The organism is Acidovorax sp. SUPP2825 (assembly GCF_030158995.1).
GTDB lineage: Bacteria > Pseudomonadota > Gammaproteobacteria > Burkholderiales > Burkholderiaceae_C > Paracidovorax.
On the sequence record NZ_BQXK01000018.1, the window covers coordinates 1 to 19,522 of the forward strand.

Annotated in this window: 12 protein-coding genes; 3 read left to right on the forward strand and 9 right to left on the reverse strand. The window is 71.6% G+C overall.

Features of this window, described 5'->3' with window-relative positions; all coding sequences use genetic code 11:
* Window positions 1–304: 304 nt before the first annotated feature.
* A complete protein-coding gene (locus AVAK2825_RS19350) occupies window positions 305–1,924 on the reverse strand; it encodes a methyl-accepting chemotaxis protein (protein WP_284401912.1) in 1,620 nt (539 codons plus the stop codon).
* A 289-nt stretch (window positions 1,925–2,213) separates the two neighbouring features.
* On the opposite strand from AVAK2825_RS19350, the gene AVAK2825_RS19355 reads away from it, so the two are divergent.
* On the forward strand, window positions 2,214–4,139 hold the full coding sequence (locus AVAK2825_RS19355; RefSeq protein ID WP_284401914.1) for a propionate--CoA ligase: 1,926 nt from the start codon (window positions 2,214–2,216) through the stop codon (window positions 4,137–4,139).
* Window positions 4,140–4,294: 155 nt separating this feature from the next.
* On the opposite strand, the gene AVAK2825_RS19360 is transcribed toward AVAK2825_RS19355, so the two are convergent.
* The 5 genes from AVAK2825_RS19360 to AVAK2825_RS19380 all read right to left on the reverse strand — a co-directional run bounded on the left by AVAK2825_RS19360 (window position 4,295) and on the right by AVAK2825_RS19380 (window position 13,706).
* Window positions 4,295–8,143 carry an EAL domain-containing protein gene (locus AVAK2825_RS19360; protein ID WP_284402116.1) on the reverse strand — a complete coding sequence of 1,283 codons (3,849 nt, stop codon included), beginning with the start codon at window positions 8,141–8,143 and terminating at the stop codon, window positions 4,295–4,297.
* 207 nt (window positions 8,144–8,350) lie between these two features.
* Window positions 8,351–9,688 carry an MmgE/PrpD family protein gene (locus tag AVAK2825_RS19365; RefSeq protein ID WP_284401916.1) on the reverse strand — a complete coding sequence of 446 codons (1,338 nt, stop codon included), beginning with the start codon at window positions 9,686–9,688 and terminating at the stop codon, window positions 8,351–8,353.
* A 71-nt stretch (window positions 9,689–9,759) separates the two neighbouring features.
* On the reverse strand, window positions 9,760–11,874 hold the full coding sequence (locus tag AVAK2825_RS19370) for an acetate--CoA ligase family protein (RefSeq protein ID WP_284401918.1): 2,115 nt from the start codon (window positions 11,872–11,874) through the stop codon (window positions 9,760–9,762).
* Between the two features lie 4 nt (window positions 11,875–11,878).
* Window positions 11,879–12,670 carry an enoyl-CoA hydratase/isomerase family protein gene (locus AVAK2825_RS19375; RefSeq protein ID WP_284401920.1) on the reverse strand — a complete coding sequence of 264 codons (792 nt, stop codon included), beginning with the start codon at window positions 12,668–12,670 and terminating at the stop codon, window positions 11,879–11,881.
* 58 nt (window positions 12,671–12,728) lie between these two features.
* Window positions 12,729–13,706, reverse strand: a complete 978-nt coding sequence (locus tag AVAK2825_RS19380; protein ID WP_284401922.1) for a tripartite tricarboxylate transporter substrate binding protein — start codon at window positions 13,704–13,706, stop codon at window positions 12,729–12,731.
* Between the two features lie 189 nt (window positions 13,707–13,895).
* Here AVAK2825_RS19380 and AVAK2825_RS19385 point away from each other — a divergent pair, with 189 nt between their 5' ends.
* The gene (locus AVAK2825_RS19385) at window positions 13,896–14,687 is read left to right on the forward strand and encodes an IclR family transcriptional regulator (RefSeq protein ID WP_284401923.1); all 792 of its coding nucleotides are present in this window, start codon (window positions 13,896–13,898) and stop codon (window positions 14,685–14,687) included.
* A 46-nt stretch (window positions 14,688–14,733) separates the two neighbouring features.
* Here AVAK2825_RS19385 and AVAK2825_RS19390 read toward each other — a convergent pair whose 3' ends face one another.
* The 3 genes from AVAK2825_RS19390 to AVAK2825_RS19400 all read right to left on the reverse strand — a co-directional run bounded on the left by AVAK2825_RS19390 (window position 14,734) and on the right by AVAK2825_RS19400 (window position 17,872).
* Window positions 14,734–15,669, reverse strand: coding sequence for a DMT family transporter (locus tag AVAK2825_RS19390; protein WP_284401925.1), 936 nt, complete (start codon window positions 15,667–15,669; stop codon window positions 14,734–14,736).
* Window positions 15,666–16,262, reverse strand: a complete 597-nt coding sequence (locus AVAK2825_RS19395; protein WP_284401927.1) for a methylated-DNA--[protein]-cysteine S-methyltransferase — start codon at window positions 16,260–16,262, stop codon at window positions 15,666–15,668. The genes AVAK2825_RS19390 and AVAK2825_RS19395 overlap by 4 nt, the downstream gene beginning before the upstream one ends.
* Window positions 16,263–16,333: 71 nt before the next feature.
* Complete coding sequence (locus AVAK2825_RS19400) at window positions 16,334–17,872, reverse strand: DNA-3-methyladenine glycosylase 2 family protein (protein ID WP_284401929.1); 1,539 nt, start codon at window positions 17,870–17,872, stop codon at window positions 16,334–16,336.
* Window positions 17,873–18,111: 239 nt separating this feature from the next.
* On the opposite strand from AVAK2825_RS19400, the gene AVAK2825_RS19405 reads away from it, so the two are divergent.
* Window positions 18,112–19,500 carry a phosphomannomutase/phosphoglucomutase gene (locus AVAK2825_RS19405; RefSeq protein WP_284401932.1) on the forward strand — a complete coding sequence of 463 codons (1,389 nt, stop codon included), beginning with the start codon at window positions 18,112–18,114 and terminating at the stop codon, window positions 19,498–19,500.
* The last annotated feature ends 22 nt before the right edge of the window (window positions 19,501–19,522 follow it).

Here is a 19,522-nt window from a genome sequence, read left to right on the forward strand (position 1 = left end):
GGTCAGGTAAGGCGCAGCGAAGCTCCATTCTTCATCGCTGACGTCTGTTGGGTAGGGCTTGCGGGGCATCTGCAAACTCTACCCTTGGCTTCGCTCTCACGGAGCAAAGTTCATAACACGCTCTAGGCCCGGCGCCTCGATGGCGTGCGGTTTTGGCAAGGATGCTGTGACCAGGCCGGCATCGGCACCATGCGCCCCGAGCCGTGGAGAACCTTCACCGCAAGGAGGCCGACATTCCCTTGCCATGCGCTCCATCGCCGGCCGAGCGATTCGTGCGCCGATCTGAAACGGCCCCCGCGGTCCCTCATTGAAGCCGCGGCACGCCAGCCCCCGAGGGCGAACCAAGCGCCCCGCGCGCCACGCCCGCGCTGCCCATCGCATTGAGCCGGAACCGCGCCACCGTCGCCGCCAGGCGGCTGGCCTGGTCGTTCAGGCTTTCCGCGGCGGCTGCGGATTCCTCCACCAGGGCCGCGTTCTGCTGGGTCATCTGGTCGAGCTGGTTGACGGCGGTGTTCACCTGGCGGATGCCGTCCGACTGCTCGGAGGTGGCGGCGGTGATCTCGCCGATGATGTCGCTCACGCGCTGCACACTGTTCACGATCTCTTCCATGGTCGTGCCCGCGTCCTGCACCAGGCGGGAGCCGGCCGCCACCTTCTCGACCGAGTTGCCGATGAGGGCCTTGATCTCCTTGGCCGCGTCGGCCGAGCGGCCGGCCAGGCTGCGCACCTCGCTGGCCACCACCGCGAAGCCGCGGCCCTGCTCGCCGGCCCGTGCGGCCTCGACGGCGGCATTCAGCGCCAGGATGTTGGTCTGGAAGGCGATGCCGTCGATCACGCCGATGATGTCGCTGATCTTGCGCGAGCTCTGGTTGATCTCGTCCATGGTGGAAACGACCTGGGTCACCACCTGCCCGCCGCGCGCGGCCACTTCGGCAGCCGAGCTGGCGAGCTTGTTGGCGGTGGCGGCGGAGTCGGCAGACTGGCGGACGGTGGCGGTCAGCTCTTCCATGGAGCTGGCGGTTTCCTGCAGGTTGCTGGCGGTCTGTTCGGTGCGCTGGCTCAGGTCGGCGTTGCCGGTGGCGATCTCGCGCGTGGCGGTGGCGATGGAGTCGGCCACGTTGCGCACCTCCATCAGCGAGCCTTCGAGCGCGCCGCGCATGGAGGCCAGGGCGCGCAGCAGCAGGCCGGTTTCGTCGGTGGCGTGGCGGCCGTGGTCCTGGCCGGTAAGGTCCATGGCCGCGATCTGCTCGGCCACCTGGCGCGCTTCGGCCAGCGGCCGCGTGATGCTGACCGTCAGGCGCCAGGCCAGCAGCGCCGCCAGCAGCAGCGAGCCCACGCACAAGGCGGTCAGCAAGCCGGTGGCGGCCTGGCTGGCCGCGCGGATGCGCTCGCCCGCCGCGTCCAGTTCGCTGCGCTGCAGGTCAGCCATCCGGGCCATGGTCTTTTGCAGGTTGGCCGAAGCTGGCTCGTAGCGTTCGGTGAACGCTCGGGCCGTCGCATCGGCATTGCCTTCCTTCTTGAGCCGCGACACCTCGTCGCGGGTGGCAAGGTACGCCTTGCGGTTCTCTCCGATCTGCGCGAACAGCGCCCTCTCGGCGTCGCTGTCCAGCATCTTTTCGATCTGCTGCTGAAGCGCCGATGACTGCTTGCTCGACTCGGCCGCGGTGGCGGCGAAGAAGTCCGCCAGCGACGGGTCGCTGCTCTTGGCGATGGCGGCCACGCGCTGCGCGCCGTTGGTGATGTTGCGATACCAGTCGCTGGCGGCCCGCTCCTTCGCCAGCGACGTGTTGAGCATGGTGTTCATTTCCTGCGTGACGGCCCGGAGCTGGACGATGCCGTACAGGCAACTGACCAGAAACAGCACCAGGATGGTGCCGAGCACGAGTGCCAGGCGGCGGCCGATGGTGAAACGGGTGGGTGTCATGAAGGTGCCTTCCAAGACGCTGAGCCAGAGAAAAAATGGGAAAACAGGGCCTCGGGTGACTGGGGTGGATGCCCTTGCCCGATGTTTCAAAGTGTAGGTGGGCCATGCGCCAAGGTGGGGAGGGCAAACGAGAGCATGGCGCCTCGCATGGCGGAATTCGCTCCATTGCGACAGGGGTGGGGGGGCCGGTCAGTGGGCACGGCAAGCTGCAGCGCTGTCAGGGCGGCGTCGGGATCCCTGGGCAGAATGGCGCGGTCCCGGCAAAAGAACGATCCCAAGGAGACAAGCCATGCCCCGTTACGCCGACTTCCACCGCCGGTCCCTCGACGACCGCGACGCCTTCTGGGCCGAGCAGGCCCGCCTGATCGACTGGCGCACCCCGCCGCAGCAGATCTGCGACGACAGCGATCCGCCGTTCGCGCGGTGGTTCGTGGGGGGCACCACCAACCTGTGCCACAACGCGGTGGACCGCCACCTGGCCCACCGGGCCGGCCAGCCGGCGCTGATCGCCGTCTCCACCGAGACGAACACCGAGCGCACCTATTCCTTCGCCGAACTGCATGCCGAGGTGCAGCGCATGGCGGCCGCGCTGCGATCGCTGGGCGTGGGGCAGGGCGACCGCGTGCTGATCTACATGCCGATGGTGGCCGAGGCGGTGTTTGCCATGCTGGCCTGCGTGCGCATCGGCGCGCTGCACTCCGTGGTGTTCGGCGGTTTCGCGGCCGCGTCGCTCGCCACGCGCATCGACGACGCCGAGCCCGTGGCCATCGTGAGCGCCGACGCGGGATCGCGTGGCGGCAAGGTGGTGCCCTACAAGCCGCTGCTGGACGAGGCCATTGCCCAGTCGCGCCACCCGCCCGCCGCCGTGCTGCTGATCGACCGCGGCCTGGCGCCCATGGCCCGCCAGGCCGGCCGCGACCACGACTGGGCGGCGCTGCGCGAGCAGCACCTGCATGCCGAGGTGCCCTGCGAGTGGGTGGACTCCACGCACCCCAGCTACACGCTGTACACCAGCGGCACCACCGGCCGGCCGAAGGGCGTGCAGCGCGACACGGGCGGCTATGCGGTGGCGCTGGCGGCCAGCATGCGGCACATCTTCGGCGTGGGCGGTGCAGAGGGCGGTGCAGAAGTCGCCGCTGCGAACCCCGGCGTGTTCTTCGCCACCAGCGACATCGGCTGGGTGGTGGGCCACAGCTACATCGTCTATGGCCCGCTGATCGCCGGCATGGCCACGCTGGTGTACGAAGGCCTGCCCACCCGGCCCGATGCGGGCGTTTGGTGGGGTCTGGTGGAAAAGTACCGCGTCACGCACATGTTCTCCGCGCCGACGGCGGTGCGGGTGCTCAAGAAGCAGGACCCGGCCTTTCTGTGCCGGCACGACGTGTCCAGTCTGCAGGGCCTGTGGCTGGCAGGCGAGCCGCTGGACGCGCCAACGGCCGAGTGGATCGCCCAGGCACTGGGCGTGCCCGTGATCGACAACTACTGGCAGACCGAAACCGGCTGGCCCATCCTCACCCTGGCCCGCGGCGTGGAGCCGCAGGCGGCGCGCCTGGGCAGCCCGGGCCGGGCGATGTACGGCTACGACGTGAAGCTGATCGACGAGGCCACGGGCGAGGAGCTCACCGGGCCCGACCAGAAGGGCGTGCTGGCCATCGAAGGGCCGCTGCCCCCGGGTTGCCTGCAGACCGTGTGGCGCGACGACGAGCGCTTCGTGCAGACCTATTGGAAAAGCCTGCCCGGCCCCATGCGCTACAGCACCTTCGACTGGGGCATCCGCGACGCCGATGGCTACTACTTCATCCTGGGGCGCACCGACGACGTGATCAACGTGGCCGGCCACCGCCTGGGCACGCGCGAGATCGAGGAAAGCATCGCCGGCCACCCGCAGATCGCCGAGGTGGCGGTGGTGGGCGTGGCCGATGCGCTCAAGGGCCAGGTGGCCATGGCGTTCGCCGTGGTGCGCGATGCGGCGGTGCTTACCGATGAGGCGGCGCGCCTGCGGCTGGAGGGCGAGGTGATGCAGCAGGTGGCCCAGCGCCTGGGCGCCGTGGCGCGGCCGGCGCGCGTGCACTTCGTGGCGGCACTGCCCAAGACGCGCAGCGGCAAGCTGTTGCGCCGCGCCCTGCAGGCCGTGGCCGAGCGGCGCGACCCGGGCGACCTGACCACGATGGAAGACCCGGCGGCGCTGCAGCAAGTGAAAGAACTGGTGGGCTGACGGCCCGCAGCCGATGGCCGCTCAGGCGGCCAGGCCCCGATGATCGCGGGTTGCTACTTTTTTTGTAGCGCCATGCCCTAGTATTGATTGTGCTGGAGGCCGTTTTGACTCCAATGCGTTGCCGCTGACATGTTGGCGCCGGTGCGCGCCCGCCGCTACAGGCCCCGCGGCCGCCAGCCCTCGGGCGCGTGCCATTGCGCCAGCCACTGCGGCAGTTCATCCGCCGGCATGGGCCGGGCGATGCAGTAGCCCTGTGCCAGCGCGCATCCCATCTGCTGCAGCATCTGCCCTTGCTCCACGGTTTCCACGCCCTCGGCGACGATGGAGTAGCCGAACGACCGCGCCAGGCCGATCACGCCCTGCACGATGGCCAGGTCGCCCGAGTCGGTCATCATCCCGTGCACGAAGCTCTGGTCGAGCTTGAGCGTGTCCATGGGCAGGCGGCGCAGGTAGGTAAGCGACGAATATCCCGTGCCGAAGTCGTCCAGCGACACCGTCACCCCCAGGTCGCGCAACTGCTGCAGCTGCAGCGCGACGTGGCCGATGTCGTAGAGCGCCGCGCTTTCGGTGATCTCCATGTCCAGCAGGCTCGCGGGCACGTCGGGCCGCTGCGCCAGGCGTCCGGCCAGCCAGTCGGCAAAGCCTTCGCGCTGCAGGTGCTGGGCCGAGATGTTGACGCTCACAGGCAGCCGCAGGCCGGCGCGCAGCAGGGCGGCGATGCAGTCCAGCGCCGTGTCCACCACCCATTCGCCGAAGACCGTCTCCAGGTCGGTGCCGTCCATCAGGTGCAGGAAAGCGCCGGGCGACAGGGTGCCGCGTTGCGGGTGATGCCAGCGCGCCAGCGCCTCGGCGCCCACCACCGTGCCCTGGCGCATGTCCACCTTGGGCTGCAGGAAGAGGGCGAATTCGCCCGCCGCGATGGCATCGCGCACCTTCTCGCCCTGTTCGCGGTGGCTCTTCAGCGCGCGCTCCTGCGCGGCGTCGAAGGCGTGGAAACGGTTGCGCCCGGACTGTTTGGCCGCGTACATGGCCTGGTCGGCATGGCGCAGCAGGGCATCGGCGTCCGCGTCGTCGTCGGGGTAGATGGTGTAGCCCACGCTGGCTGTCACCGTCACCGCCACCCGCTCGGTGCCCAGCGTGTAGGGCGCGGCCACGCTTTCCATCACCCGGCGCAGCAGGCGCTCGCCGTCGGCGCGGGTCGCCAGATCGGGCAGCAGGATGACGAATTCGTCGCCGCCCAGCCGCGCCACGCAGTCCACGGGGCGCAGCGCCCGCGTGAGTCGGCCGGCCACGATCACCAGCAGGCGGTCGCCCGCGTCGTGGCCGAGCCGGTCGTTCACGGGTTTGAAGCCGTCCAGGTCGAGGTAGGCCACGCCCAGCAGCCGGCCCCGCTCGCGCGCCCGCGCCATGACCTGCTGCAGCCGCGTGGCCAGCAGCACCCGGTTGGGCAGGCCGGTGAGTGCATCGAAATGGGCGAGCTTTTGCAGCAGCTCTTCCTGCACGCGCTGGCTGCTCACGTCGATGCCCACGCCCAGCATGCGCTGCGGGCGGCCGGCCTCGTCGTGGTCCACGATCTTGCCCAGGTTGCGCACCCAGCGGCCGGGCCCCTGGGGCAGGGCGATCTGCCAGGTGGCGTCGAACGGCGTGGCGGGATGAGCGGTGTGGCGCGCCAGTTCGGTGGTCACCGCCTCGATGTCGTCGGGTGCCATGCCCGCCGTCCAGTGCACGGGCGGGGGGTCTCCGGCGGCAGGCGGCAGGCCCTGAAGGTCGCGCCAGCGGCGGTCGCCGGTGAGCGTGCCGGTCTGCAGGTTCCAGTCCCACAGGCCGATGGAGGCGGCTGAAATGGTGAGCGACAGCAGCGCCTCGCGTTCGCGCACCTGGTCTTCCATGCGCTTGCGCTCGGTGATGTCGTGCCCCGAGAACAGCCAGGCCTGCACGCCGTCGATCTCGGTGGCGTGCATGGACTGCAGCACCGTGCGCAAGCCGTCGCGGCGCGTGCGCATCGTGATTTCCAGCCCGTTGACGGCGGTGCGGTCCTGCACGGACTCCACCAGCGCCGCACGCACCTGCGGGGTGATGATGCCCAACTCGACGGCGGTGCGGCCGATGGCCTCGTCCCGTGGAAAGCCCAGCAAGGCCTCCCAGGCGGGGTTGACGTCGATGTAGGCGCCGTCCTCGCGGCGCGACAGGCCCATGGGGTAGGGCATGAGGCGGAACACGCGGGCGAAGCGGTCTTCCGACTGGCTCAGCCGCTCGCTGGCGCGCCGGGATTCGTCGATGTCCTGGATCACGCCCCGCACGCGGGTGACGTGTCCGTTTTCCAGCACGGGCTCGGCGGTGGCGGTCACCCAGATGTGCCGGCCGTCGTCGGCCCGCTGGATCTGCACCTGCATGCTCCATTCGGCCCGGTCCACCATGCATTGCCGAAAGCGCTCGCGCAGGGCTTCGCGAAAGGGCGGCACCACGAACCGCTCCAGGTAGTCGGTGCGCGGCAGCGGCGCGTCGGGCGGCAGGCCGTGGATGTCGTACGAGACATCGGACCAGTACACCAGCCCCTCCCCGACGATGTGCTCCCACGCGCCCATGCGGGCCATGCGGCCGGCCTGCTGCAGCAGGCGGTTGGCGTCCATCAGCCGGGCGCGGCTGTGTTCCTCGGCCGTCATGTCGTGGAACACGAAGACGATGCATTCCTGGCCCGATACCGTCACGGGCCGCGCCGACATCAGCCCGGGAATGGGCCGCTTGCCGCGCTGCGCCACCATCGGCATGCGGTCCACGTAGCCGTCGCGGCGGTGCAGCGCCACCATCTGCGCGCGCTGCTCGGGATGGGCCCAGATGTCCAGTTCGGTCGAGGTGCGGCCCACCGCCTGTTCGCGGGTGTAGCCCAGCAGCTCGGTGAAGGCCTCGTTCACATCCAGGTAGCAGCCGTCGGACAGGCGCGCCACGCCGGCGGGGTCGGGCAGCATCTGGTAGATGGTGGTGTACTTGACCTCCGACAGCCGCAGCGCCTCCTGCATCTCGTGCAGCGAGGTCACATCGAGGTCCATGCCCACCAGGCGCAGCGGCCGGCCGTGCGCGTCACGCTCGGCCACCTGCCCCCGGGCGATCACCCAGCGCCAGCGGCCATGGATGTCCTGCATGCGGAATTCGGCATTGAAGCTGTCTTCGTGCCCCTCCATCGTGCGCTGCAGGTAGGTGGCCAGGCGGGCGGCGTCGTCCGGGTGGCGGCGTTCGTTCCAGCGCTGCCAGTCGCTCGCGTCGCGCGCGGCTGCGCCAGCGCCACGGCGGGTGTCCCGGTCTTCCAGCCCGAAGGCCTGGTAGAAGCTGCCGCGGTAGGAAAACCGGCGTTGGGGCACATCCCACTCCCAGCGGCCGCCGCCGGTGGCATCCAGGGCCATGAGCAGTTCCTGCTCCTGCTGGCGCAGCGTCTGCAGTGCCCGGGCCCGGCCGCACAGCAGCTGCGTGCCCCCACCCAGGATCAAGAAGCCCATGCCATAGCGCCAGGGCAACTGCTGCAGCCAGGGCATCAGGTCGCCCTCCAGCAGGAAGCCCGCCGGCCCTTCGCGCCAGAACAGCATGCACGGCGGCAGGCAGGCGGCCACGGCCACGATCACCACCCACAGGTTCAGGCCCGTCGCCTGCCGCACCCCGCGCCACAGCAGGCCGATGGCGAACACGGAGCCGATCGCGCCCAGCCCGGCAGGCAGCGGCCCGGCCGACAGCCACCAGAAGCCGGCGGCCGTGACCCCGGCCGCCAGCGCCCCGGCCAGCGGGCCGAACATCACCGTGCACACCGCCGTCACCGTGGGATGGGGCAATTCGGCATACAGGGGGTCGAACGCCCGGGTGAACACCATGATCAGCACGGAGGCCAGGCCCCCGATCAGCCCAGCCTGCACCCGCGTGCGCCGCGATGGCTGCAGCAGTTCCGCGCCGGGCAACAGCGCCAGCACCGCGATCAGCAGAAGGTGCAGCCCGCCGAGGAAGAAGATTTCATAGCCCATCGTGCGGCGCCGAAGGGAGAACACCTTGGCGGCCCATGGCACGGACCCGGACAGGACAATCCATGCGGAAGTGGGGCGCGAGGGGCATGGGCCGAGTTTAGAACGGGTTCATGACCATGGCAGAGCAGCGCCCGCACGAAAGTTGGCGGCCGGGCGCCTCTCTCGGGTTTTTCCGGAAGGCGGACGGATCGGGCCGCCGCGCCCGGATCAGGCCGCGAGGCCGTGCAGGTCCGGCGCCCGGTCCAGCGCCCAGAGGTGACCGAGCAGGCGCCGTGCGCGCCCCGCACCGACGACCGGCGCTGCCAGTTCCAGGAATTTGCCCTCCAGCTCTTCGTCCGACAGCGGCAGTTCGGGGTCGCCCTTGCGGTCCGGCTGCAGCCACACCAGGCGGCGGCCGTCGTGGGTTTCGATGTCCACGCGGGCGGACCGCCGGCCCGGAAAGGCGGCGTCGATTTCGGGATCGACCACCGCGCCGATGCGGCCGACCATGGCCCGCAGCGCCGGGTCGGCCAGCCGCTCGGGCGTGTAGGCGGCCAGGCGCACGCTGCCATGTACCAGGGCGGTGGCCACGACGAAGCGCAGGCTGAACCGGGCCTCGTTTTCGGTTTGCGGGTTTTCGTAGCAGGCGATGTCCAGCGCCGGGCCATAGGTGGCGACCTGCACGTGGCGGATGTCGGCCGGCTGCAGCCCGTGCGCGGCGCGCAGCGCCAGTGCGCCGTCGATGGCCGCAAACGTGTGCCCGCAGCCGATGTGGTTCTTGAACGTGAGGCGCGTGATGTGGAAGTCGCGCCCCAGGGTGTCGCCGGCGTGCGACCAGTCCGGGCCGTCGCTCATGGCGCGGCCCAGGCCGGCCTCGCCATCCAGCACATCCAGCGAGCCGGTCACGCCCTGGCCGGCCAGTTGCGCGGCCAGCAGGCCGGCCTCGGCCGCGCGGCCGGCGTGCAGCGGGTTGGACATCGAGTCCATCCGGAAGGCCTGCTGCAGGCCGGCGGCGAAGGTGGCCGCCGTGGCCAGCGCATGGGCGAAGGGGGCGGCGTCCAACTGCAGCACCCCGCCGGCCGCCGCCGCGGCACCGAAGGCGCCCACGGTCCCGGTGTTGTGCCAGAAGCGGTAGTGCGGCCGGCCCATGACCACGCCGATGCGGGTCGAGACCTCATAGCCCAGCACCAGGGCGCGCAGGAACGCCAGCCCGCTGGCGCCGGCCTGCTGGCTGGCCGCGAGGGCCGCAGCGATGGTGGCCGCGCCGGGGTGGTACATGGCCTCGCGAAAACTGTCGTCCACCTCGGCCGCGTGCGCTGCCGCGCCGTTGTACAGCGCCGCCGCCCGGGCCGTGGCGGCGCGGCCGTTGCCCAGGCGGGCGGGGCCGCGGTCCAGGTCGTCGGCCAGCACCTGTTCCAGCTGGGCCAGCGGCGCAGTCGCCAGGCCCGGAAACAGCGAGGCATGCCAGTCGATGACGGCGCGCTTGGCGTGGTGGATCACCGGATCGGGCAGGGCGGTGTGGTGGAACGCGCGGGCGTATTGCCCGAAGACTTCGGTGGCATGCATGGTGGGCGGATGTCCTTTGCTTTCAAAACCCTGGGACGAAGCGAAGGCGCCGGCCTTGGAGGCGCTCGCACTCACGCCAGCACCAGCACGCCGTCCGCGGCGCACACGCCCTGGCCCCGGGGCAGGACGAACACCGGGTTGATCTCCGCCTCGACCACGCGGTCGCCCAGTTGCGCGGCCATGGCCGAGAAGGCCACCACCGCGTCCACCAGCGCCTGCACATCGGCGCAGGGCCGGCCCCGGAAGCCGTCCAGCAGCGGCCAGGTCTTGAGCTCCTGCGCCATGGACAGCGCCTCGGCCCGGCTCAGCGCGCCGAGCCGGCCGCCCTCGCAGGGCAGCAGGCGCAAGGCGGTGTCCTGGAACAGTTCGGCCGTCACGCCCCCCATGCCCAGCAGCACGGCGGTGCCCAGCGCATCGCGGTGCAGGCCGAGGATCAGCTCGGTGCCGCCCGCGACCATCTGCTGGACCAGAAACCGGTGCGGACGCTCGCCGGCCCGGGCCTCGACCTCATCGGCCATCCGGTCCAGCCGCGCGCCGATGGTCTGCGGCAGCAGGCCCACGGCCACGCCGCCCACGTCGCTCTTGTGCGTGATGCGCGAGGACAGGATCTTGAGCACCACCGGCCCGCCCAGTTCGAGCGCGGCGGCCTCGGCCTCGGCCGCCGTGCCCACCACGCGCTCGGCCGCGCAGGGCACGCCGAAGCGGCCGAACACCGCCTTCGCCTGCGCTTCGTCCAGCGGCCCACCGGGCAATGGCTCCAGCGCCAACGCGGCCGGGCCCGGGGCCAGGGCGGCGGCCCCGGGCTCCCCCGAGACCTCGAAGCGGCTCGCACGCAGCATGCCGGCCAGCGCGGCGGTGCAGCTTTCGGCTGCGGCGAAGGCCGGTACGCCGCGCTGGGTCAGCAGCGCCCCGATCTCCGGTGCGTGCGGGCTGACATAGGCCAGCACCGGCTTGTCGGAATCCGGCAGGCAGGCCTGGATCGCGCCGGCCAGCAGCTCCGGCATCGCCAGGCTGGAGGAGCCGACGATGATGACCAGCGCGTCGTAGCGCGGGCTGGCCAGCAGCGCCGTGATGGCGCCCCGCAGCAGGTCGGGCCTCAGCCCGGCGAGCGTGACGTCGATGGGGTTGCGGTCCAGCACCGCCTCGCTGCCGGTCTGCAGGGCCCGCAGCGCCTGGGCCGTGGCCGCATCGGGCGGGGGGGTCTCGAAGCCGGCCACGCCCAGGTCGTCGGACACCAGCGTGCCCGCGCCCCCGGTCGAGGTGAGGACGGCCACGCGGTTGCCGCGCAGGCGCCGCCCGGTGCACAGCGCGGCCGGCACGTCCAGCAGGTCGGCGAAGCGCTCCGCGCGGATCACGCCCACCTGCTTGAACAGCGCGTCGTACATGCGGTCGGCACCGGCCAGGGCGCCGGTGTGCGACACGGCGGCCTGCGCCCCGGCCTCGGAGCGCCCCACCTTGAAGGCCACCACCGGCTTGCCGGCGCGCGCGGCCTTGAGGCAGGCCGCCCGGAACCGGGCCGGGTGGCGCACCGCCTCGACATACAGCGCGATCACCTGGGTGGCCGGGTCGTCGGCCAGGTGGTCGATGAAATCGGCCAGTTCCAGATCGACCTCGTTGCTGGTGGAGATGAGCTTGGACAGTCCGATGCCCCGCGCCGCCGCGCGCGACAGCAGCGACCCCAGGATGCCGCCGCTTTGCGACACCACGCCGATGCCGCCCACCGGAAACGCATCCATCTCCAGCGCGCCGGAGAGCGAGAGCACGATGCCGTCGGTCAGGTTGACCAGCCCGATGGTGTTGGGCCCCAGGATGCGCATGCGGCCGGCCGCGTCCATGAGTTGCGCCTGGCGGTGCGCGCCTTCCTCGCCGGTTTCGGTATAGCCGCTGGCCAGCACGATGGCCGCCGCGCAGCCGCGCGCCGACAGCTCCCGGACCGTCTGGTGCGCGCGCTCGGCACCCAGCAACACCACGGCCACGTCCGGCACCTCGGGCAGCGAGGCCACGTCGGGATAGCAGGGCAGGTCGCCGATGCGCTCCACCTTGGGATTGACCGGCAGGATGCGGCCCGAGAACCCGTGCTTTTGCAGATAGGCCACCGGACGGCCCGTGGTCTTTTGCGGGTCGGCCGAGGCGCCGATGACGGCAACGCTGCGCGGCGACAGCAGCTTGGCGATGGCTTCGTTCATGGCATCACTCCGTGGCGGCCGAACGGGCCAGGAACGCCTCGACGGCGGCGCGGTGCTCGCTGCTCGTGTAGCAGATACCCTGCGCCTGGCTGCCCTGCGAGAACACGTCGTGCGAGGTCCGCTCGAAGCTCTGGTTGAGGATCGTCTTGGTGAGCGCGATCGCGGTGGGCGACGCACTGCCCAGCTCCCTGGCCCACGCCTGCGCGTCGGCCAGCAGCGAGGCGGCCGTGGTCCGGCGGTCCACGATGCCCAGGGCCAGGGCTTCGTCCGCGTCCACTTTGCGCCCGGTGAAGATGAGCTGCTTGGCCTGCGAGAGGCCGACCCGGCGCGGCAGGAAGTACATGCCGCCCCCGTCCGGCACGATGCCGCGCAGCACGTAGCTCCAGGTGAAGCTGGCCCATTCGCTGGCCAGGATGAAGTCGCAGGCGAGCGCCGTGTCGGCGCCCAGGCCCGAGGCCGCGCCGTTGACGGCGGCGATCACCGGCTTGGGCATGGTGTGCAGCAGCGCCTGCGTCTGGTGCACGCGCTGCTGGCGCTGCCAGCCGTTGAAGCCGACCTCGCCCGCCGGTGCGTTCATGCGCCGCTGCATGCCGGCGATGTCTCCGCCCGCGCAAAAGCCCTTGCCCGCGCCGGTGAGGACGAGGGCGCGGATGCTGCGGTCCGCAGCCACCTTTTCGAGCGCGTCGATGAACTCCGTGCGCATGTCGTCGCTCATGGCGTTGCGCTTGTCGGGGCGGTTGAGCGTGATGGTGGCCACCGCGTCGGTGGTGTGCAGTTCGATCAGGGTGTAGCGCATGGCTTGTTCTCTCTACAGGGGAATCGGGGTCGGTGCCGGCAGGGGGCGGGCAGGGCGTTCAGTCGGGCTTGATGCTGTTTTCCTGGATGATCCGGGCCCAGCGCTGCTCCTCGGCCTGCACGTAGGTGTCCAGCTCCGCTGGGGGGCCGGCGTTGATCACCAGGCCTTCGTGTTCGAGCTTGCGAACGAAGTCGGGCGAGCGGGCCGCCTTCTGCGCCGCCGCGTTGAGCCGCTCGACCACCGGAGCGGGCGTGCCGGCCGGCACGTACAGGCCGTACCAGCTCTCCACCCGATAGCCCGGCACCGTGGCCGCGACGGTCGGAATGCCCTTGAAGGCGTCGGAGGGCTGCGCGGTCGTCACGCCCAGGGCGCGCAGCTTGCCGGTGTCCACAAAGGTGGACACCGCCGCTGCGGTGGCGAACATCATGTCCACCTGCCCGCCCAGCAGGTCGGTCAGCGCCGGGCCCGCGCCGCGGTAGGGGATGTGCGTGAGCGATACCTTGGCGAGGTTGCCGAACATTTCGCCGGCCAGGTGCGCGGAGGTGCCCGCACCCTGCGATGCGTAAGTGAGCTTGCCCGGCTGGGCCTTGGCGGCGGCCACCACCTCGGCCACGGTCTTGTACGGGCTCTCGGGCCGCACCACCAGCACGTTGGGCCCGCGCCCGATCAGGATGACCGGCTGGAACGCCTTGTTGCTGCCGTAGGGCAGCTTGGGCTGCAGCGCCGGATTGATGGCATGCGCGAAGGACGCCACCACGGCCACGTAGCCGTCCGGCGGGCTCTTGGCCACGTTGTCCGTGCCGATCATGGTGCCGGCGCCGGGCTTGTTTTCGATGATGACCGGCTGGCCCAGGTCCTTGGACATTTCCGCGCCCAGCGTGCGCGCGATCAGGTCGGTGCCGCCGCCGGGGGCGAAGGGCACGACGAGCTTGAGGGGTTTGTCCGGAAACCCGGCCCAGGCCGGGGCGAGCGGGCAGGCCAGTGCGAGAAAGAGGGAAATCGCTCTCGCGCATCGGCGAGCGAAGGGGGTGGGCATTGCGTTGTCTCCTGTTGTGGTCTGGTCGCGTCCGGCATCCCATCGGTGTGCCATGCCGGGCTGCCCAAAGCTTAGGCAGTTCCTCCCGTCTTGTGACCCCCGCTGTTCCAACCAGTGAAACTAGACGAGGGTGCCGGCACGCTGGACAATCGGCGCTCGCCCAGGCCGGGCGCCAGGAAAACCCCTCTCATGACCCGCTCCGTCATCCTCCCGGACCTGCCCGGGCAGTCGCCATCCAACCGCTCGCTGGAGCGGGGCATCGAGATCCTTCGCGCCTTCCGCCCGGGCTCGGAACTGCTCGGCAACGGAGACTTGGTGGAGCGCACCGGCCTGTCCAAGGCCACGGTGAGCCGGCTCACACAGACGCTGGTGGGCGCGGGCATGCTGCAGTGGGACCCGGCCCGGCGCGCCTACCGGCTGGCACCCGCGGTGCTGAGCCTGGCGCATTCGATGCGCACCGGCTCGCGGGTGCTCTCGGCCGCCGCGCCGCTGATGCGGGCCCTGGCCGAATCGCGGCGCATCAACGTCGGGCTGGCCGCGCCGGACCGCGACGAGATGGTGTACCTCGAATCCATCCGGTACAACCGGCGGATCGTGCTGCGGCATGTCGTGTCCGGCCAGCGCGTGCCCATGGAGCTGACGTCGCTGGGCCGCGCCTACCTGGCCGTGGCGCCGGCCCCGCAGCGCAAGGCGCTTCTGGAGGTGTTCAAGGCGCGCCGGCGGGGCCAGTGGAAAGCGATCGAGCGGGAGATCGACGACGCCCGGGCCAGCGTCCATGCACGGAACTTCTGCGCCGCGGCGTGGCAGCCCGAGGTCGTGGCGCTGGCCACGCCGCTGCCCACGGCCGATGCCATCTACGTGCTCAACTGCAGCGTCTCGACCGGCGACCCGCTGGAGGCGGTGGTGGGCGAGCTGCACGCGCCCCTGCTGGCCCTGCGCGCCGACATCGTCCGGGCACTGCAAGCGCAGGCCGCGCAGTAGGCATGAGCCGGGGCCCTGGCGCCCCGACGGCCTTTTTTGTGGTTCGTCAGCCCGCGCCGGTGCGGCGCCGCGGCCCGATCAGCCCGGTGGACAGCATCGTGCCGCACACGATCACCAGCCCGCAGCCCACCATCCACGGCGTGACGGCCTCGTGCAGGAACACCGCACCGTAGAACACCGCGAACACCGGCGCCAGGAAGGTCACCGCCAGCGCCCGGCTGGGCCCGGCATGGGCGATCAGTCGAAAGTACAGGATGTAGGCGATGCCGGTGCACAGCACGGCCAGCGCCACCACCGCGGCCCAGGCGCGCAGGCCGGGCGTTTGCGCAGGCCAGAACCAGATCGCCGGCAGCGCCAGGCCCAGGGCGGCGCCCAGCTGGCTGCCCGTGGCCGTGGCCAGGGGCGGAATGCCCGTGAGGTAGCGGCGCGCGAAGCTCGCGGCCACCGCGTAGCACGACGAGGCCAGCAGGCAGGCCCCGAGCGCCCAGCCGGCGTGCCCCGTCTTCAGGCACACGCCCGCCGGCGCCCGCCAGGCCAGCAGCGCCACGCCGATGAACCCCAGCGCCAGCCCGAGCCAGCGCAGCCGCGTGATGCGGTCGCCCAGCCACACCCAGGCCACCAGCGCACCGAAGAGCGGCACCGTCGCGTTCAGGATGGACGTGAGCCCGGTCGCCAGGTGCATCACCGCCCAGGCGAACAGCGCGAACGGAATGGCGGAGTTGATCAGCCCGGCCAGCATGATCGGCCGCCAGTGCCGGCGCAGCGCCGGCCACTGGCCCTGGCGCAGCAGGATCGGCCACAGGAAGAGCGTGGCCAGGCCCACGCGCAGGCCGGCGGCGGGCAGCGCGCCGAACTCCGCCGCGCCCAGCCGCATGAACAGGAACGAGGCGCCCCACAGCGCCGACAGCACGATGAACTCGCCCAGCCACGCCTTGGGCGCTGCGCCCACGGCACCCGGCGCGCCGGCCGCCCGCGCGCTCATGCCGTGGCCCCTGCGGCGGCAGGTGCTTCGCCGGCAAAGAGCGGCAGCGTGCCCGGTCGGTTGTTGTGCCCCCCGCTGCCAGCTGGCACCGCGCCTTCGCGTTGCAGCAGCCAGGCCTTGCGCGGCAGCCCGCCGGCATAGCCCGTCAGGCTGCCCGCCGAGCCCACCACGCGGTGGCACGGCACGATCACGCTCACCGGGTTGCGGCCCACCGCCGCGCCCACGGCGCGCACGGCCAGCGGCCGCTCCAGCAGGCGGCTCAGGGCTCCGTAGCTGGTGGTGGCGCCGCAGGGAATGCCCAGCAGCGCCTGCCACACGGCCTGCTGGAACGGCGTGCCGCCCGACAGGTCCAGCGGCAGGTCGAAGCGGGTGCGCCGGCCGTCCAGGTATTCGTGGAACTGGGCCTTGGCGCGCAGCAGCACTGGATGGGCGTCGTCCACGGGCCAGGCGCCGGGGCCGTCGAGCAACGCTTCTGGCTGGTGGCGCTGCCCGTCGAACCACAGGCCCGACAGGCCCAGCGGCGAGGCGGACAGGCGCACGTCGCCCAGCGGGGTGGGCGTGCGGCTTTGCACGGTGAGGGGATGGAACTGCATGATCGAATCCAAGGTAAAAAGTGGCTCCAGCACAATGAATGCGCCGGCACATTGCTATGTTTTAATAGTGATTACGTGGTGGGCGCCCCCGAGGCCGCGGGCGTGCTCCCCAGCGTCCACGCCCGGATCACCGCATAGCTGCGCCACGGCCGCCACGCTTGCGACGCGGCCGTGGCCGCCTGGGCCGCGCGCGGTGCGCCCTGCACGCCCAGCGCCTTGTGCAGCGCCACGTCGCCCGCCGGAAACGCATCGGGCCAGCGCAGCGCCCGCATGGCGATGTACTGCGCCGTCCAGTCGCCGATGCCCGGCAGCTCGCACAGCGCCGCCGTGGTGGCTGCCACATCGGCCGCGCCGTGCAGCGCCAGGCGCCCGCTGTCCACCGCCTGCGCCAGCGCCACGATGGCGGCCTGCCGCTGGCGCACGATGCCCAACTGCCCCAGCGCATCGCCCGCCGCGCCGGCCAGCACCGCCGGCGAAGGGAACAGCCGCGTCAGCGCCGGCCAGGGCGTGTCGATGGGCTCGCCGAAGCGCTCCATCAGCCGCTGCGCCAGCGTGCGGGCCGCGGCCACCGTGATCTGCTGGCCCAGCACGGCGCGCACCGCCAGCTCGAACCCGTCGAACGCGCCGGGCACGCGCAGCCCGTCGCCCTCGGGGAAGGCACCGTGCAGCACGGCGTTGATGGCCTGCGGGTCGGCGTCCAGGTCGAGCAGGGCGCGCACCCGCGCGATCACCAGCGGCAGCACCGGGTGCAGGTTGTCGCTGGTCTGCAGCAGTACCTGGGGGCGGTCGGGGTCGAACCGGGCGCTCAGCCAGCCGGCATGCACCTGCCCGCCCGCCACCAGCCGCACCGTGCGGCGCAGGGCCTGCTCGCCCTCGGTGGACACCGACTCCACCGCATGGATCTGCCGCTTGGCGAAAAACGCCAGCAGGGCCGGCACGTCCAGCGGCGGCCGGTAGGCCAGGCGCACCGTGCTGCTGGCGCCACCCGCCGCCGTGCCCGCGCCGGTCTTGCGCAACTGCGTGGGATTGAGCCCGTAGTGCCCGGCAAACGCCGCATTGAAGCGCCGCACGCTGCCGAAGCCGCTGGCCAGCGCCACCTGCGTGACGGGCAGGTCGGTGTCGGTCAGCAACTGCTTGGCGGCCAGCAGGCGGCGCGTCTGCAGGTATTGCAGGGGCGACACGCCCAGGGCCGTCTCGAAGATGCGGCGCAGGTGCCGGTCGCTCACGCCCAGCCGGGCGGCCAGGCGCTGCAGGGGAGACGGGCCGGTGGCGGCGGCCTCCCAAGCGCCTTCGCCCTCCAGCAGGCGCAGCGCCTCGCGCACCAGGATGTCGGGCGCGTCCTGCACCGACCAGGCCAGCGCGCGCGGCGCCAGCTCGGGCCGGCAGCGCAGGCAGGGCCGAAAACCCGCGCTCTCGGCCTGGGCGGCCAGCGCGAAGAAGCGGCAGTTCTCGCGCCGCGGCGTGCGCACCGCGCACACCGGCCGGCAGTAGATGCCGGTGGAGGTCACGCCGGTGAAGAACCGGCCGTCGAAACGCGCATCCCGCGCCGTCATCGCCCGGTAGCGGGCATCGTCGGCATCGGTGGCCAGGGAGGTGCGGGAGGCAGTCATTGGAGGGCCATCATAGGCCGGCGATAGGGCAGCGCTGGCCGTTTCCGGACATGTGCCTGACGCGCCGGGGACGCGTCCGGCGCGGCCGAAGATGCGGCGCCGGCCTACGCGCCGCAGCCCCGGCGGCGCCCGACCCCGCGCCTACAATGCCGCGACCCCGTCCAACGAGAAGGGGCGCCGCAGCGCACCATGCGCCCGCCGCGCCCCGCGATTTCTCCCGAACCGCGAAGGAACCCCCTGTGCAGCCCACGCCCGCCATCTTCAAGGCCTACGACATCCGCGGCATCGTGCCGAGCACCCTGAACGGCGAAGTGGCCCGGGGCCTGGGGCGCGCCTTCGGCACCGCCGCGCGGGCCGAGGGGCAGACGGTGGTGGCCGTGGGGCGCGACGGCCGCCTGTCCGGCCCCTCGCTGGCCGCCGCGCTGATCGCCGGGCTGGTGGACGCCGGCATCGAGGTCATCGACATCGGCCCCGCCACCACCCCCATGCTCTACTTTGCCGCCCACACCCTGTGCCAGAGCGGCATCCAGGTCACCGGCAGCCACAACCCCAAGGACTACAACGGCTTCAAGATGGTGCTGGCCGGCCGCGCCATCTACGGCGAAGAGATCCAGGCCCTGCGCCGCACCATGGAAGAAGAAAGCTGGACGCTGGCCCAAGGCGGCAGCGTGCGCCAGGCCGACGTGCTGCCCGCCTATGTGCAGCGCATCACCTCCGACGTCAAGCTCGCCCGCCCCATGAAGATCGTGGTGGACAGCGGCAACGGCATTGCCGGCGCATCGGCCCCCGGCATCTTCCGCGCGCTGGGCTGCGAGGTGATCGAGCTGTTTTCCGAGGTGGACGGCAATTTCCCCAACCACCATCCCGACCCCAGCAAGCCCGAGAACCTGCGCGACCTGATCGCCACGCTGCAGTCGAGCGACGCCGAACTGGGCCTGGCCTTCGACGGCGACGGCGACCGGCTGGGCATCGTCACCAAGGACGGCCAGAACATCTTCCCCGACCGCCAGATGATGCTGTTCGCCCGCGACGTGCTCTCGCGCGTGCCCGGCGGCCACATCCTCTTCGACGTGAAGTGCACCCAGCGCCTGGCGCCCGCCATCACCGAGGCGGGCGGCCAACCCGTCATGTACAAGACCGGCCACTCGCTCATCAAGGCGCGCATGAAGGAACTCGACTCGCCCCTGGGCGGCGAGATGAGCGGGCACATCTTCTTCAAGGAACGCTGGTTCGGCTTCGACGACGGCACCTATGCCGGCTGCCGCCTGCTCGAAATTTTGAGCCGCGAAAGCGACCCCGGCGCCGTGCTCAACGGCCTGCCCACCAGCCATTCCACGCCCGAGCTGAACGTGTCGTGCGCCGAAGGCGAGCCGCACCGCCTGACCGCCGAACTGCAGGCCCTGGCCGCCGAAACCTTCGCCGCCCCGGCCGAGATCAACACCATCGACGGCCTGCGGGTGGACTGGCCGGACGGCTTCGGCCTGATCCGCGCCAGCAACACCACGCCCGTGCTGGTGCTGCGCTTCGAAGGCCACACGCCCGAGGCGCTGGCGCGCATCGAAGCGGCCATGCTCGCGCTGCTGCACCGGGTCAAGCCCGACGCGCACGTGGGTGCCGCGGCCCACTGATCTTTCGCCACCAGCCGCCTGC